The organism is Clostridium sp. 'deep sea' (assembly GCF_014931565.1).
GTDB lineage: Bacteria > Bacillota > UBA994 > PWPR01 > PWPR01.
Window position 1 is genome coordinate 2,898,950 of record NZ_CP063353.1, and the last position, 16,645, is coordinate 2,915,594.

Annotated in this window: 9 protein-coding genes and 4 rRNA genes; all 13 read left to right on the top strand. The window is 39.8% G+C overall.

Annotated features, from left to right (window positions below; translation table 11 throughout):
• Window positions 1-23 precede the first annotated feature (23 nt).
• The 13 genes from IMX26_RS13450 to IMX26_RS13510 all read left to right on the top strand — a co-directional run bounded on the left by IMX26_RS13450 (window position 24) and on the right by IMX26_RS13510 (window position 16,565).
• Window positions 24-1,310: a hypothetical protein gene (locus IMX26_RS13450; protein ID WP_195158900.1), complete on the top strand. Its 1,287-nt coding sequence runs from the start codon at window positions 24-26 to the stop codon at window positions 1,308-1,310.
• Window positions 1,303-1,989: an ABC transporter ATP-binding protein gene (locus IMX26_RS13455; RefSeq protein ID WP_195158901.1), complete on the top strand. Its 687-nt coding sequence runs from the start codon at window positions 1,303-1,305 to the stop codon at window positions 1,987-1,989. Before IMX26_RS13450 ends, IMX26_RS13455 begins: the two co-directional genes overlap by 8 nt.
• The gene (locus IMX26_RS13460; RefSeq protein WP_195158902.1) at window positions 1,982-2,539 is read left to right on the top strand and encodes a hypothetical protein; all 558 of its coding nucleotides are present in this window, start codon (window positions 1,982-1,984) and stop codon (window positions 2,537-2,539) included. The genes IMX26_RS13455 and IMX26_RS13460 overlap by 8 nt, the downstream gene beginning before the upstream one ends.
• Before the next feature lie 539 nt (window positions 2,540-3,078).
• Window positions 3,079-4,884: a glutamate mutase L gene (locus IMX26_RS13465; RefSeq protein WP_195158903.1), complete on the top strand. Its 1,806-nt coding sequence runs from the start codon at window positions 3,079-3,081 to the stop codon at window positions 4,882-4,884.
• A complete protein-coding gene (locus IMX26_RS13470; protein WP_195158904.1) occupies window positions 4,862-5,944 on the top strand; it encodes a hypothetical protein in 1,083 nt (360 codons plus the stop codon). Before IMX26_RS13465 ends, IMX26_RS13470 begins: the two co-directional genes overlap by 23 nt.
• A 14-nt stretch (window positions 5,945-5,958) precedes the next feature.
• A complete protein-coding gene (locus IMX26_RS13475) occupies window positions 5,959-6,957 on the top strand; it encodes a hypothetical protein (RefSeq protein WP_195158905.1) in 999 nt (332 codons plus the stop codon).
• Window positions 6,958-6,988: 31 nt separating this feature from the next.
• The gene (locus IMX26_RS13480) at window positions 6,989-7,933 is read left to right on the top strand and encodes a hypothetical protein (protein ID WP_195158906.1); all 945 of its coding nucleotides are present in this window, start codon (window positions 6,989-6,991) and stop codon (window positions 7,931-7,933) included.
• A gap of 207 nt (window positions 7,934-8,140) precedes the next feature.
• Window positions 8,141-9,658: ribosomal RNA gene (locus IMX26_RS13485) — 16S ribosomal RNA — on the top strand.
• Window positions 9,659-9,747: 89 nt separating this feature from the next.
• Window positions 9,748-12,670 (top strand): 23S ribosomal RNA (locus tag IMX26_RS13490).
• A gap of 174 nt (window positions 12,671-12,844) precedes the next feature.
• A 5S ribosomal RNA gene (gene rrf, locus IMX26_RS13495) occupies window positions 12,845-12,961 on the top strand.
• Together the 16S, 23S and 5S rRNA genes form the textbook arrangement of a ribosomal RNA operon.
• 1,003 nt (window positions 12,962-13,964) lie before the next feature.
• A complete protein-coding gene (locus tag IMX26_RS13500; protein ID WP_195158907.1) occupies window positions 13,965-14,213 on the top strand; it encodes a type II toxin-antitoxin system prevent-host-death family antitoxin in 249 nt (82 codons plus the stop codon).
• A gap of 1 nt (window position 14,214) precedes the next feature.
• Window positions 14,215-14,544 carry a type II toxin-antitoxin system RelE/ParE family toxin gene (locus tag IMX26_RS13505; protein ID WP_195158908.1) on the top strand — a complete coding sequence of 110 codons (330 nt, stop codon included), beginning with the start codon at window positions 14,215-14,217 and terminating at the stop codon, window positions 14,542-14,544.
• 504 nt (window positions 14,545-15,048) lie between these two features.
• Window positions 15,049-16,565: ribosomal RNA gene (locus IMX26_RS13510) — 16S ribosomal RNA — on the top strand.
• Window positions 16,566-16,645 lie beyond the last annotated feature (80 nt).

Consider the following 16,645-nt stretch of genomic DNA (forward strand, 5'->3'; position numbering starts at 1 on the left):
CTTGTTTTTGAGGAGAGTGAAATATGAGATTAATAACACATTTACTAAAAAACTCTTTAAAACTAGACTTTAAAATGCTAATACCCTTTTTTGTGACCATAGTAATTATTGTATTAGTAACCTCTGCATCTACGGTTTCGGGGAATCTATTTGTGGAAGAGTCTCGTGATCCTGCTATTAAAGAGTTTGCAGGTGAAGTTTGTGTTTATAAAAGCTATAAAAAGGCCAAATTTGCGGTAGGTGCTACTGGCGTAGCCCAACAGTGGTATACTCAGCTGTTTGAGCCTTCAGATATTTTGGGAATAGCTGATTTGAATACAATCACATATGACTTAAACATCTGGGGAAAACATAGCTTTTTACACCAGATGGACACTAAAATACTAGGAAGAAACTATACTGAAAATACTCCACCATGGGAAATAAAAAAGGGAAAGCTACCGACTGTAACTGATATTGCTGAATGGGAGAAACAGGGTAGACCAGTTACTGTATTAATATCAGATAAAATGCCTCTTGAAATCAGAGACTATATTAAAGTTGGTGATAAGTTTGAGCTATTTATACCAGCTGTAATAGAGTCTGGGGGGGTGCTTAATCTCAAGGGTGCCGCTAATACTGTAATGTTACCTAAAGATACCGTAGATATGGACTACCTAAGTTATGATAAAGGACACTGGTTATCCTGTACAATAGCAGCTGTAGGTAGAGATGGATTAGGAACCGCAGGAGAAAGCATTGTAGTAATGCCGCTTAATATATTACAGCATCTAACAGGTGCTGGTTCAAAAATTAATAGAGCCGGAATCTCTCTAGCTAATACCTCAGAAGAAGAGCTGCTTAAGCTAGCTGATAGCGTTAGTCAAAAATATAATAGCTTTTATGGGCTAAGAACCACAGATATGTTTATTGGTACCTTTAAAAACCTAAATAGCTTGGAAAAACATGCTGATTTATTAATCTACTCTATTTATTTTATCGGATCTTTAATGGTAACTTGTGTTTTAATATTATTGCTACGTAATAGAAGGGCTTCAGATGTACAGCTAATTACTTTAGGAATAAATAGAAGTACCTTAGCTATGATAGCAATTATTGAGATTTTTATTGTATCTGTTTTATCAGTTCTTGCAGGGGCTTTAATACCAATGTTATTATCATTAATTCGGAGTGGCTCTATTGTGATGCAGTCTCAAAAAATGCTCAGATTCTTTTTAATAGTACCCTTTAACTTAATAATAACTGTAATAGTAACACAGCTTATGTTACCAAATAGTAAACAATGTTTGGAGGCTTTACGTTATGAATAAATCGCTAGTGATGAAAAATGTATATAAAGCATATGGAGAAGATGAAAGCAGAATAGAGATATTAAAAAACGTAGATTTAAGTTTAGAGCCAGGCGAATTTGTAATGATGTTAGGTCCCTCTGGTACAGGAAAATCAACAATACTTCATCTAATAGCAGGGCTTACCCCAGTCGATAAGGGTAGTATTGAAGTCTGTGGTACCGATGTTGAAAAGTGTAACAAAAATCAAATACTAAAGCTGAGAAGAGAAAAAATAGGTTTTGTGTTTCAAGATTTTAGGTTACTACAAGGCTTAACAGCTCTCGAAAATGTAATGGTGCCTTTATATTCAATTGGTAAAAATAAAACTGAGGCCCACAACACAGCTACTAAGTTACTAACCTTATTGGGATTAGAATCAAGATTAAATCATTATCCACGTAAAATGTCTGGTGGTGAGCAACAGCGAGTCGGTATAGCGAGGGCTTTAGCAAATGATCCCAAAGTTATACTAGCAGATGAGCCTACAGGCAACCTCGATCAAAAACTAGCTCATAGTGTAGTGCAAACTCTTGCTAGTTTACCGAAAAAAATAGGCACCTCAATTTTAATGGTTACCCACAACCCCGAACTAACACAATACGCAACAAGGGTTGTAAAATTAAATGATGGTCATTTAGAGGTGATCAGCAATGGCTAGTTTAGCACTAAAAATGGCAATGCAGGAATGGAAAAAAATAATACTAATAGCCATAGTATTAGCTTTTGCTGGGTCAATGTTTATATACTACAATGCTGTAATGAGCGAAATGCGCTATTTTTCAGTTAATAACTTAAACCCCAATGATGAAGATAAATTTGAGGGAATGAAAGTACCTAAAACTCGTTCAGAAATACTGGTATCGGCAATGACTATGCTTATTGTCTTGGCGGCTACCCTTTTTCAATTAAATATGTTAGTAGTAGATATGATAAATAAAAAGAAAGAATACTTTGCCCTTAAAGTAATTGGTGTATCTGAAGAGAAAGTAGAACTCTTCCCCCTAATGTATTCTTTATTAGCTAGTATGTTATCTACTATAATACTATTTGCTTTTTGGTTAATTGTATTTCCAAACATAAAAAATATACTAAGTATTCATCATGTAAGTTTTGGCTTGATCTTATTGGTTGCGGTAGTGTTTTTTGCTTTAAGTGTTATCATTGGTGTTAAAGCTCGCTATATTGCTGAATATATGGATACAAAATAATAATAAAGGTTTTGCTGTATGCAAAACCTTTATTTATTTGGTAAATTTGGTGCTTCATGATATTATAAATATATATTCTCATAAAATAATATGAATTATATGTAAATTTAGTAAGCCTTTTTAGTTCAATACCATATCAAAATAGCTAGAAATTGTTAAGAACACTTCAAGAGAAATATACATAAAACTTAATAATGCAAACAACTAGTTAAAATTATAATAAAAAAGTTGTTTTGGTTTCACCGTGACTAGAGAAAATGGGAGGGATTTTCAATGTCTGGTTTAAGACCTTATTTGCAATCTTATTGTATATCATCTCAGCAAAAAATCATCCTTTTACTTCAAAAAACTTAAATAAAAATTTTAGAGTAATAACTTAAGTTACTTAAGTTGTGCTGTTTAAAGCTGTGATGTTAATTTAAATATTACAGCTTTTGTTGTAATTGTTTCTATAGTTAATAGCTCTGATTATTAGAGATTTAGTAAAGAATAAACCAATATGTCTATCATTAAACTAGATTTTAGGAAGGAGAGAAAAAATGAAATCATTTATAATTACCGACATTGGCAGTACAACTACTAAAGCGTTATGGATAGCTAATAAAAATGGCAGATATAGATTGTTAGGAAGGGCAGAATCACCAACAACAGTAGAATCCCCTTACGAAGACGTAACTATTGGGGTAAGTAGAGCATTAAAAAAACTAGAGAAACAGTGTAATCAGCAATTTGAAGATAGCAACAACATAGTAGTGCCAACTGTTGAATACTATTCGTCTAGTAGCGCTGGAGGAGGATTACAAGTATTAGTCATTGGTCTATTTAGTAAAGTAACTGCTATAAGTGCTCAAAAAGCAGCCTTAGGAGCAGGGGCAATACTGCTTGATGTTATCTCTAATGATGATAAAAGAACATTGTTTGAAAGAATAGAAATAATACGTCAAATTCGTCCAGACATGATTTTATTAACTGGTGGATTAGACGGAGGCGATACCGATTTTGTAGTTGAGTTTTCAGATGTTATAAACTCTGCAAACCCACAACCACGCTTTGGGGAGACCTTAAAATTACCTGTAATATTTGCAGGTAATAAAAACGCTATCCCCCTAATTAAAGATACCTTAGGAGATAACTTCGATTTACATATAACAGATAATATCCGTCCGGAAATGGATTTAGAGAACCTCCAGCCGGCCCGTAGAGAACTGCATGAGTTGTTCTTAAGCCATGTTATGCAACAGGCACCAGGCTACCCTAAAGTAACTAAAGCTGTTAAGGCCGATATAATGCCTACTCCTTTGGCTTTTGGCTACATAATATCCGAGCTCAGTAGACAAAAAAAAGTAAATATATTATCAATGGATATAGGAGGTGCAACAACAGATATATTCTCTGTGATTAACAATAACTTTAATCGTACAGTTAGTGCTAACTATGGTATGTCATATAGTGTGGCTAATGTTATGCAGCAATGTGGTATTCAAAACATAAAAAGATGGTTACCTTTTGAAATTGATAATGTAGTGTTAGAGGATATAATTGGCCAAAAAATGCTATATCCAACTAGCCTGCCTAACACCGTATTGCATTTAATGGTTGAGCAAGCAGTTGCCCGAGAAGCAATAAAATTATCAGTAAAACATCACAGTGATTTAATTAGAGAACTACCTCAAAAAAGAGATAGAGGATTAAAAAAACTACTGAATCAATCTAGAAAAAAAGAAAAATGGCATGAAACTAAAAGCCTAATAGATATGAGCGATATAGGCTTAATTATTGGAAGTGGAGGAGTATTGTCGCATGCTCCTAAGCGTAATCAGGCAGCTCTAATGCTCATAGACTCTTGCAAACCCCAAGGGGTAACCCGTTTAGCTGTTGACAGTGTGTTTATGATGCCTCACTTAGGTGTTTTAGCTCAAAACCACCCCGAGATAGCCCTACAAGTTTTAAATGATGATTGCTTTATACCATTAGGTACGGTAATCAGTGGCACAGGTAACCTTAAAAAAGGAGAAAAAGCAGCGGTAGTTTCAGGCGAAATAAGTGGCAAACCTCTTAAACAGATTGTAAATGCAGGAGAGCTAAAGTGTATAAAATTGACTAATGCTTGTAATCTAGAGTTAAAAATTGAGTGTTATAAAGGTGTGACTATCGGGAAAGACAAAAAGCAAGTTCTTAATGTATTAGGTGATGTTGTGGGTCTTATTATAGATATGAGAGATTGCTGTCAACAAAATCTAACTGCAAATACTAATGAAGAACATGTGCTAGCGATTAATGCATTTACCCAGGCTGAAATAAATGAAGCGAGGAGGTTAGCTAATGAAATTAGTAGAGATTACTAGAAAACGCAAACTACCTTATGCTGGTTCAGTAATGGTTGAACTGGGGCAACAAGTTAGCAATACAGATTTAGTTGCTCAAATGAACTATTTTCCAGGACTTGTTAAAAAATTAAATGTAGCTAAATCCCTATCAATAAATCCTCAAAAGCTTATCGATGTTATATGCGTAGAACAAGGAAAATTAGTTAAAGAAGGGGAGTTAATTGCATTTAACTCTAGATGGCACAGAGCACAGTTTATGAAAGCCCCCCAGAGTGGAATCATTGGTATGATATCTAGACACTTAGGTATTGTGTACTTAAGAAAGTTAATCAAGTACAACACCAATACTTATGAAGTTTTTAATATTGAGCAACTACTCGATTCAAACTCTCGTTTTGCCAAAAAGAGTATCCTAGTAAATGTTGGTGACTCAGTATCGCCTGGTCAGATTATTGCTAACTTAATGTACTCAAAAGGCAGATTTAAAATAAAATATGTAACAACAAATCTCTTTGGTACTGTGGTTGAAATAAAGAATAATATAATAACCATCAAAAACTCTCAAAAAAGCCCAAAAAAATATGCTTATTTATCTGGAACAGTAACTGAGATAGAGCCTAACTGGTCTGTTACAATTAAATCGGAGGCCTATAAACTAACTGGGGTATATGGTCTAGGTGGAGAAATAAGCGGTCAATTACGAATAATAAAAAGCCCAAAATTAACAGTAGAACAGCTAACTGAACAAGATAAAAGCAAAATAATACTTACACAAGGGTTTATAACTAAAGCTGTATTATTAAAATCTAAAGAGATAGGTGTAGCTGCTATTATTGCATCAAGCTGTAATTTGGCTACCCTTAGAGAATATGCAGGTAAAAACTTTATACCTGGTATAACTGGTAGTGAAGATATCACTACAGGGGTTGTGTTGTTAAAAGGGTTTAACATAAGTGAGCTAAATAAAGAAGTGTTCAGTGAATTGCAAAACTACAATAACTGTGAATGTTCTATTAATGGGACAACTCATATACGAGCAGGTGCTATACGACCGGAGATACTAATTTTTCCAAAATAACAGGAGTTGATGCTATGAAACTAAATTTATTTTGTATGAAAGGTAATGAATTCTATAACACAAATAAAAAGCTGCTACTATGCCCTAACTTTAAACGCTTACTATCTCAAATTAATGATTTTTCCGAGTTAAATAATAAACAAGTAGAATTATTTACAAAGCATGGATGGCTAACAAAAGAGAATGACATTGTGAAGTCTACATTTCCAATACTAGATACAAACAATTGCATTGCTATAGAAAAACGAGTTGAAGACTGGTTACCAACTACAATTGAGCTACTTAGTAAAAGCCTTAGCGAACTTAAAGATCTCTTAAAAAACCAATATAGTAGTTATATTCATAACATTGTTTTGCATATAATTTTAGATTCTTTGTGGCAACAACTTTGGTTGAAAATCATTAAACCAGTTAAAAAGGGATGCATTGTACTAGTTAAAGAAGAACACGAGCTTAATGCCCTATTCACTAATATCGCAGTACTTAATAATAATTTGATTATGTTATATGGAGAGACGTCTTTACAACACAATAACAAAATGATGTGTAATAAATTAAACAACAAGTATATGATAAGGCTACTCTGTAGTGTAGATAATTCATGGTTAGTTTATCCATATGACCAACAAGAGTTCATATTAATGGAAATGAATCTTGTAAAGAGAATGAAAATAAAGGGTAGTATTGAGGACTATTTTAAATTAACAATACCAATAGTAAACAAAAAAATGATTACAGAAATGTTATCAGTACTAAAGCAAGTATCAGTAATTGGTTATAACCAGTTAAAAATCCTAATAAAAATACTTAATAAAAATAACAGAACCAGCTATATAGGACTTGATTGTGTATATCAGGAGGATTACTTACAGGCTTCATTCTTTGTAATAAAACATGCTATAGTTAAAGCCCTTATTTGCAATGATTGTATACCTGATTTTGTAGCAGTTCCATATTTAAATGAGCTAACTACTCGTTTACTTTATAAAAATGTAAGTTTAACAGATATGTAAAACTTAGTAATATAAAGAAAGGCGATAAAGAATGTATAGATTCATATATCAAATATATAATAAAAAAAGCTTTTTAAGCAACTATCACAACCTTCTATCTTTAAATATTAATCAGCAAGATTTTGAGGCTGTAGCAGGTTTACCTAATACAGCAACAGCTCTTCGCATTGAAATCATTAGTGCATTACAAAAAAGTGATCTATTGATAGAATGTGAAACAGGTTTTGTACCAACTTTTCCAATCCTAACTCCATTATTGGGTAACAAAATAGCAAGTTATATAAAAAAATACTGTCAAGAAGCAGCAAGTAAAATAACGGCTCAGCTAGGTGACAAAATTGCTAAGTCTTATCGTGCTACTTTACTAATTAATATTACACTTGGTTACTTATGGCAGGCTATTCTCAATAGAAAATGCAAGACAGGATCCACTGGAAGTATAGTGTTATTAAGAGAGTGTGAAAATAACCCTACATTATATATAGACGGAATTGGTCCTGGATTAGGTTCATATATAACATGGGCCAAAACCCCTTTGCAAAAAAATAATAAACAACTTAACATTGCCTTTGGTGATAAACATGTAAAGAATACCTTTCATTCAATTAAACAAGATGGAAGTATGATACCTTATGGCAATGCAAGAGAAAAGCTTACCGCACTTAAAATAGCACAATTAACGAGTGACCCAAACAACCCTGTGAGTAGGTTACTATTAGCTGAACCAGGTATTACCCCTCATATAATAAAGCAGCTAAAACATGATCTAGTAGACTTAAGTATTATAGGTGTAGAATCAATTGAGCAAATAGCAAAAGTTAGCCAGCAAGCATATACTAACCTTATGAAGAATGGTATAGTAAGTAAAATCTACTTTACTCAAGCTATGTATTATGTATATAGTAATGAACTGGTAAAACAGCTTATTAACATTGGGTACATGCCAAAACTCAGGGCTATACCAACTCTAGTTTAAGATTTATATTGTATAAACAATGTTTATCATAATATTATAAAAAGATATTAAAAAATACTAAAATTGTTCTTGACAATAGTGGTGGCGGGTGATATTATATACAAGTCGCCGAAAGCGGGGACGAAAAAAGAGAGTAGAACATTGAGAATTAAATAGTAGTAGAATAGGGCTCTTAAAAAAGTAACAAAGTCAGTAACGTTAAAAGTTTTAACGGAGAGTTTGATCCTGGCTCAGGACGAACGCTGGCGGCGTGCCTCATACATGCAAGTCGAGCGAAGGATTTGGTAGCTTGCTACCAAATGACTTAGCGGCGAACGGGTGAGTAACACGTGAGTAATCTGCCCTTCAGACTGGGATAACAGCGGGAAACTGCTGCTAATACCAGATATTATCTGACTGTCACATGGCGGACAGATGAAAAGCATTGTGCTGAAGGATGAACTCGCGCTTCATTAGCTAGTTGGTAAGGTAACGGCTTACCAAGGCGACGATGAATAGCCGGCCTGAGAGGGTGAACGGCCACACAGGAACTGAGACACGGTCCTGACTCCTACGGGGGGCAGCAGTCGGGGATATTGCACAATGGAGGAAACTCTGATGCAGCGACGCCGCGTGAATGATGAAGGCCTTCGGGTCGTAAAATTCTGATGTGAGAGACGAAGAAAGTGACGGTATCTCACCAGCAAGCACCGGCTAACTACGTGCCAGCAGCCGCGGTAATACGTAGGGTGCAAGCGTTGTCCGGAATCACTGGGCGTAAAGGGAGCGTAGGTGGTTATACAAGTATTTAGTAAAAGGCATGGGCTTAACCGATGTAAGCTAGATAAACTGTATAACTTGAGTGCAGTAGAGGTAAGCGGAATTCCTAGTGTAGCGGTGAAATGCGTAGATATTAGGAGGAACACCAGTGGCGAAGGCGGCTTACTGGGCTGTAACTGACACTGAGGCTCGAAAGCGTGGGGAGCAAACAGGATTAGATACCCTGGTAGTCCACGCTGTAAACGATGAATGCTAGGTGTCGGGGTTTAGATACCTTCGGTGCTGCAGTTAACGCAATAAGCATTCCGCCTGGGGAGTACGATCGCAAGATTGAAACTCAAAGGAATTGACGGGGGCCCGCACAAGCAGCGGAGCATGTGGTTTAATTCGACGCAACGCGAAGAACCTTACCAAGGCTTGACATCCTCTGATGTACCTAGAGATAGGTTTCCCTACGGGGCAGAGAGACAGGTGGTGCACGGTTGTCGTCAGCTCGTGTCGTGAGATGTTGGGTTAAGTCCCGCAACGAGCGCAACCCTTGTGTTTAGTTGCCATCATTAAGTTGGGGACTCTAGACAGACTGCCGGTGACAAACCGGAGGAAGGTGGGGATGACGTCAAATCAGCATGCCCTTTATGCCTTGGGCTACACACGTGCTACAATGGTCTGTACAAAGAGAAGCGAAACCGCGAGGTGGAGCGGATCTCATAAAGCAGATCTCAGTTCGGATTGTAGGCTGAAACTCGCCTACATGAAGTTGGAGTTGCTAGTAATCGTAGGTCAGCAATACTACGGTGAATGCGTTCCCGGGCCTTGTACACACCGCCCGTCACACCACGAGAGTTGGTAACACCCGAAGCCGGTGACCTAACCGTAAGGAAGGAGCTGTCTAAGGTGGGATCAGCGATTGGGGTGAAGTCGTAACAAGGTAGCCGTATCGGAAGGTGCGGCTGGATCACCTCCTTTCTAAGGAGACTAAGAAAACTATTCTACACTATTTAATTCTGAGGGTTGTACCCTCTTTATTTTACAGAACATTGAAAACTGCATAGAGAGGTCAAGTAAAAAAGAGCATATGGCGGATGCCTAGGCGCCAAGAGTCGAAGAAGGACGTAGCCAGCAACGATAAGCTGTGGGGAGCTGCAAGCAAGCGTTAAATCCACAGATTTCCGAATGGGGAAACCCAGTGGGTAGAAGGCCCACTACCGCTAAGTGAACAAAATAGCTTAGTAGGAGGCAACCAGGAGAACTGAACCATCTAAGTATCCTGAGGAAGAGAAAGAAACATCGATTCCCTGAGTAGCGGCGAGCGGAAGGGGAAGAGCCCAAACCAAGTACTTGTACTTGGGGTTGAGGACTCCAATAATCGAGTGGAATCTAATTGAATGGGAAGGGAAGCCCAGCCGTAGAGCGTGATAGCCGCGTAAATGAAAGAGGAAGCAAGAGTGGAGTATCCAGAGTAGTGCAGGACACGTGAAACCCTGTATGAAGCAGGGGGACCACCCCCAAGGCTAAATACTCCTTGGCGACCGATAGTGAAGCAGTACCGTGAGGGAAAGGTGAAAAGCACCCCGGGAGGGGAGTGAAATAGAACCTGAAACCATATGCTTACAATGAATTCGAGCACTACGGTGTGAGAGTGTACTTTGTAGAACGGACCGGCGAGTTACCATGAATAGCAAGGTTAAGGAATAAAGTTCTGGAGCCGCAGCGAAAGCGAGTCTGAATAGGGCGAATAGAGTTATTGGTGGTAGACCCGAAACCGCGTGATCTACGCATGACCAGAGTGAAGCGTATGTAAGAGTACGTGGAGGCTCGAACCCACTGAAGTTGAAAATTCAGGGGATGAGTTGTGTGTAGGGGTGAAATGCCAATCGAACGCGGAGATAGCTGGTACTCTCCGAAATAGCTTTAGGGCTAGCCTCAATCGGTGAGTCAGGGGCGTAGAGCACTGATGGAATAAGGGGACTTCACCGTCTACCAACTTCTGTCAAACTCCGAAGTCCGACTGACTTTAGATTGGGAGTCAGACTGCGAATGATAAGATCCGTAGTCGAGAGGGAAACAACCCAGACCACCTGCTAAGGTCCCCAAGTCATAACTAAGTGGAGAAGGAGGTGGGATTGCATAGACAACCAGGATGTTGGCTTAGAAGCAGCCATACATTTAAAGAGTGCGTAATAGCTCACTGGTCAAGTGATCCTGCGCCGAAAATGAACGGGGCTAAAGTTATGCACCGAAGCAGTGGCTAGATAGTAATATTTGGGGTAGGAGAGCATTGCATGGGCGGAGAAGCTGTGCTGTAAGGCATGGTGGAGCGCATGGAAGAGAGAATGCCGGTATGAGTAGCGAGAAGGAAAGTGAGAATCTTTCCCGTCGAAAGCCCAAGGTTTCCTGAGGAAGGCTCGTCCACTCAGGGTAAGTCGGGGCCTAAGCCGAGGCCGAAAGGCGTAGGCGATGGATAACTAGTTGAGATTCTAGTACCACCTAATATTGTTTGAGTGAAGCAATGACACAGGAAGGTAGGGACCGCGCACTGTTGGAGGTGCGTCCAAATGTGTAGGCAGTGATTGCAGGTAAGTCCGCAGTCACATATGCTGAGGCATGATGGGGAGCGAAATGAAGTAGCGAACGGCCTGATCCTACGCTGTCGAGAAAAGTTGCTAGTGAGATAGAAGGTGCCCGTACCGTAAACCGACACAGGTAGGCAAGGAGAGAATCCTAAGACGCGCAGGAGAACCCCTGTTAAGGAACTCGGCAAAATGACTCCGTAACTTCGGGAGAAGGAGTGCTCTAATATTGTGAAGTTCCTTGCGAATGGAGCAAGAAAGAGTTGCAGATGAGAGGCTCAAGCGACTGTTTACCAAAAACACAGGTCTCTGCTAAAGCGAAAGCTGAAGTATAGGGGCTGACGCCTGCCCGGTGCTGGAAGGTTAAGGGGAAGTGTTAGCGCAAGCGAAGCACAGAACTGAAGCCCCAGTGAACGGCGGCCGTAACTATAACGGTCCTAAGGTAGCGAAATTCCTTGTCGGGTAAGTTCCGACCCGCACGAAAGGCGTAACGGTTTGAGCGCTGTCTCAACAGGGGGCCTGGTGAAATTGCAATGCACGTGAAGATGCGTGCTACCCGCGACTGGACAGAAAGACCCCGTGAAGCTTTACTACAGCTTGATATTGGGTTTCGGTACTACATGTACAGGATAGGTGGGAGACTGTGAAGCTAGGACGTCAGTCTTAGTGGAGTCAATGTTGGGATACCACCCTTGTAGTGCTGAAATTCTAACCCGTGTCCGTAAGCCGGGCAGGGGACAGTGTCAGGTGGGTAGTTTGACTGGGGCGGTCGCCTCCTAAAGAGTAACGGAGGCGCTCCAAGGTTCCCTCAGCGCGGATGGAAATCGCGCGAAGAGTGCAAAGGCATAAGGGAGCTTGACTGTAAGACATACAGGTCGAGCAGGAACGAAAGTTGGACTTAGTGATCCGGCGGTACCGAGTGGAAGGGCCGTCGCTAAACGGATAAAAGCTACTCCGGGGATAACAGGCTTATCTCGCCCAAGAGTCCATATCGACGGCGAGGTTTGGCACCTCGATGTCGGCTCATCACATCCTGGAGCTGAAGCAGGTTCCAAGGGTTGGGCTGTTCGCCCATTAAAGTGGTACGTGAGCTGGGTTCAGAACGTCGTGAGACAGTTCGGTCCATATCCGTCGCGGGCGTAGGAAAATTGAAGAGAGCTGTCCCTAGTACGAGAGGACCGGGATGGACGAACCGCTGGTGTATCAGTTGTCTCGCCAGAGGCACCGCTGAGTAGCTAAGTTCGGAAGGGATAAACGCTGAAAGCATCTAAGCGTGAAGCCTCCTTTAAGACTAGTTTTCCCACCGAAAGGGTAAGGCACCATGAAGAAGACGTGGTAGATAGGCCAGAGGTGTAAGTGTGGTGACACATTCAGCTGACTGGTACTAATAAGCCGAGGACTTGACCTCAAATTTCTATGTAGTTTTCAGTGTTCTATGAAAACCGCTGAAAATGCACGCTCTCTGCGTTGTACGATTGTTTATTCATTCAGCATACAACTTGTATAGCTTTATTTCATAAACAATCTAGCGCCTTGACAGCATACATTTTCAACAATTTTCAACTTAGAGCATTAACAAGTTTATGGCGGCGATGGCAAAGGGGTCACACCTGTTCCCTTACCGAACACAGAAGTTAAGCCCTTTAGCGCCGATGGTACTTGGCTGGTGACGGCCTGGGAGAGTAGGACGCTGCCATATTAAATTTAGAAAAAGACTGTACGATATGTGCAGTCTTTTTTCTAGTTGGCTCTGGTGTGGGAATTGCTGAAAATGTTTTCTGTCAAGGCGCTTAAAATTTAACAGCTGTGCGTAATACATAGCGTATGCGTGCAGTTGATAAATTTTTTTGCAACGCGGAGAGAGAGCATTTTCAGCGGTTTCCGTTAAGTACTTTAGCGCCGATGGTCACTTGGCTGGTGACGGCCTGGGAGAGTAGGACGCTGCCATATTAAATTTCTTAAAAGAGTATTTGCATATGCTAATACTCTTTTTTCGTTATTTCCACGAATGATTTTTGGAACAAAATATCTTACCTTTACCCATCTATAATTAACGCTAGCTCTGCGTCATACGAGCTAATTTTCTAAAAAATACTGCAACGTATAATCTTTGTAGAGAATTCTCTCTATTCCTGAATCTAGCTTGTAAGTCATCGCATAATGATAGCTTTAAGGCTGTTGAGAGTATAGAAATACCATACTAACTGTACCTATGTAGGGAATGTGCCTCCGTGCCGTTCCATGTTTGGCATTACCTAAACGTACCAAGCAGGAGCTAATCAAAAGAACATCCCTATACCTCTCTGGTGGTACATTTTATGAGGACTTACCTTAGATAGTAGCTTCTTCACAGCTTTAAGAAAACACTTCTCCTCGTGATATAATTTTTTTAATCAATAGTCAGCCATAAGTCATGTTGTTTAGTTAACACAAAAGGGGGGCTCCCTCCAGATTATAATAATATAATGCATATAGAACTTCTAGGTAGTTAGCTTGTGTAGTTATGTTGTCTGGTATAACGGCAACTATGCTAATATTAGCTATGTCCTAAATACATTACATTCGTAGAAAAACCAGCCTAGTTCAGATATTACGAAAACATATCAGTTACCGAATCTTATGTTATGCATTTTGCTGTAAAATTTAACGTTTTATTTTACAGCAAGTTTGTATATAATATAAATAAAGAGGAGGGATTTAACATGCCTAATATAATGCCTGTATCTGATCTTCGTAATTATACCGATGTATTAAAAAATGTAGATGTAGATTCACCTGTTTTTTTAACTAAAAATGGCAGAGGTCGTTACGTAATTGTTGATATAAAAGAATATGAAAAACAAGAGGCAAAGCTTAAGCTCTTGGCTATGCTTCAAGAGAGCGAAGAATCAGTAAAGAATGGTGATGAGTGGTTAACATTAAATCAAGTAAAAAAAGACTTAGAGGTCTAAAATGCTTAAATTGCGCTTTAGCCCACTAGCTAGTAAAGATTTAAACGAGATTAATCAATATATAATAGAAGATACCTGTGATGAGCGTGTTGCTAACAAAACTCTAAATAACATCTTAAGCAAGGCCTTATTATTGGAGAACTTGCCGTTAATGGGTAATAGCTTAAAAGCCAAAATAGATATGGCGACAGATTATCGTTATTTAGTGGCAGGGTCATATTTACTGTTTTATAAAGTAGAAAAAGAGTTTATTTCTATTTATAGAGTAATTCATAGTAGAAGGGATTTTGTAAAAGTATTATTTGAGAATGATAGACAAGGCAGTTTGTAGATTACTGTCTTATCTCTGTTATCTCTACTTAGTACTATTAAGCTACTGCTAATGTGTTTTTAAACATAACCTTTTGTAGTTGGTAATGAAATCTCTATACTCTATCTGTTATATTATAAGAGACTAGCTTATATAGTAGGTAATTAGCTATAGTTTATATAATAGTGAACTGCTTATAATAGCCCATACCCCTTAAAGATAATAATTAAAAATTATAAATAAATAATTTCTTAATCTTAAACAAATACTAGTATAGAATAGCCAAATATTATTGCCTATAGATTAAGCTAAACCAGTGTGATATAAACATAATTCAGGTTAACTTAAGGTTATATGAATTAATTTATAAAAAACATTAATTAATCCTTGACAATAGTGGTGGCGGGTGATATTATATACAAGTCGCCGAAAGCGGGGACGAAAAAAGAGAGTAGAACATTGAGAATTAAATAGTAGTAGAATAGGGCTCTTAAAAAAGTAACAAAGTCAGTAACGTTAAAAGTTTTAACGGAGAGTTTGATCCTGGCTCAGGACGAACGCTGGCGGCGTGCCTCATACATGCAAGTCGAGCGAAGGATTTGGTAGCTTGCTACCAAATGACTTAGCGGCGAACGGGTGAGTAACACGTGAGTAATCTGCCCTTCAGACTGGGATAACAGCGGGAAACTGCTGCTAATACCAGATATTATCTGACCGTCACATGGCGGACAGATGAAAAGCATTGTGCTGAAGGATGAACTCGCGCTTCATTAGCTAGTTGGTAAGGTAACGGCTTACCAAGGCGACGATGAATAGCCGGCCTGAGAGGGTGAACGGCCACACAGGAACTGAGACACGGTCCTGACTCCTACGGGGGCAGCAGTCGGGGATATTGCACAATGGAGGAAACTCTGATGCAGCGACGCCGCGTGAATGATGAAGGCCTTCGGGTCGTAAAATTCTGATGTGAGAGACGAAGAAAGTGACGGTATCTCACCAGCAAGCACCGGCTAACTACGTGCCAGCAGCCGCGGTAATACGTAGGGTGCAAGCGTTGTCCGGAATCACTGGGCGTAAAGGGAGCGTAGGTGGTTATACAAGTATTTAGTAAAAGGCATGGGCTTAACCGATGTAAGCTAGATAAACTGTATAACTTGAGTGCAGTAGAGGTAAGCGGAATTCCTAGTGTAGCGGTGAAATGCGTAGATATTAGGAGGAACACCAGTGGCGAAGGCGGCTTACTGGGCTGTAACTGACACTGAGGCTCGAAAGCGTGGGGAGCAAACAGGATTAGATACCCTGGTAGTCCACGCTGTAAACGATGAATGCTAGGTGTCGGGGTTTAGATACCTTCGGTGCTGCAGTTAACGCAATAAGCATTCCGCCTGGGGAGTACGATCGCAAGATTGAAACTCAAAGGAATTGACGGGGGCCCGCACAAGCAGCGGAGCATGTGGTTTAATTCGACGCAACGCGAAGAACCTTACCAAGGCTTGACATCCTCTGACGTACCTAGAGATAGGTTTCCCTACGGGGCAGAGAGACAGGTGGTGCACGGTTGTCGTCAGCTCGTGTCGTGAGATGTTGGGTTAAGTCCCGCAACGAGCGCAACCCTTGTGTTTAGTTGCCATCATTAAGTTGGGGACTCTAGACAGACTGCCGGTGACAAACCGGAGGAAGGTGGGGATGACGTCAAATCAGCATGCCCTTTATGCCTTGGGCTACACACGTGCTACAATGGTCTGTACAAAGAGAAGCGAAACCGCGAGGTGGAGCGGATCTCATAAAGCAGATCTCAGTTCGGATTGTAGGCTGAAACTCGCCTACATGAAGTTGGAGTTGCTAGTAATCGTAGGTCAGCAATACTACGGTGAATGCGTTCCCGGGCCTTGTACACACCGCCCGTCACACCACGAGAGTTGGTAACACCCGAAGCCGGTGACCTAACCGTAAGGAAGGAGCTGTCTAAGGTGGGATCAGCGATTGGGGTGAAGTCGTAACAAGGTAGCCGTATCGGAAGGTGCGGCTGGATCACCTCCTTTCTAAGGAGACTAAGAAAACTATTCTACACTATTTAATTCTGAGGGTTGTACCCTCTTTATTTTACAGAACATTGAAAACT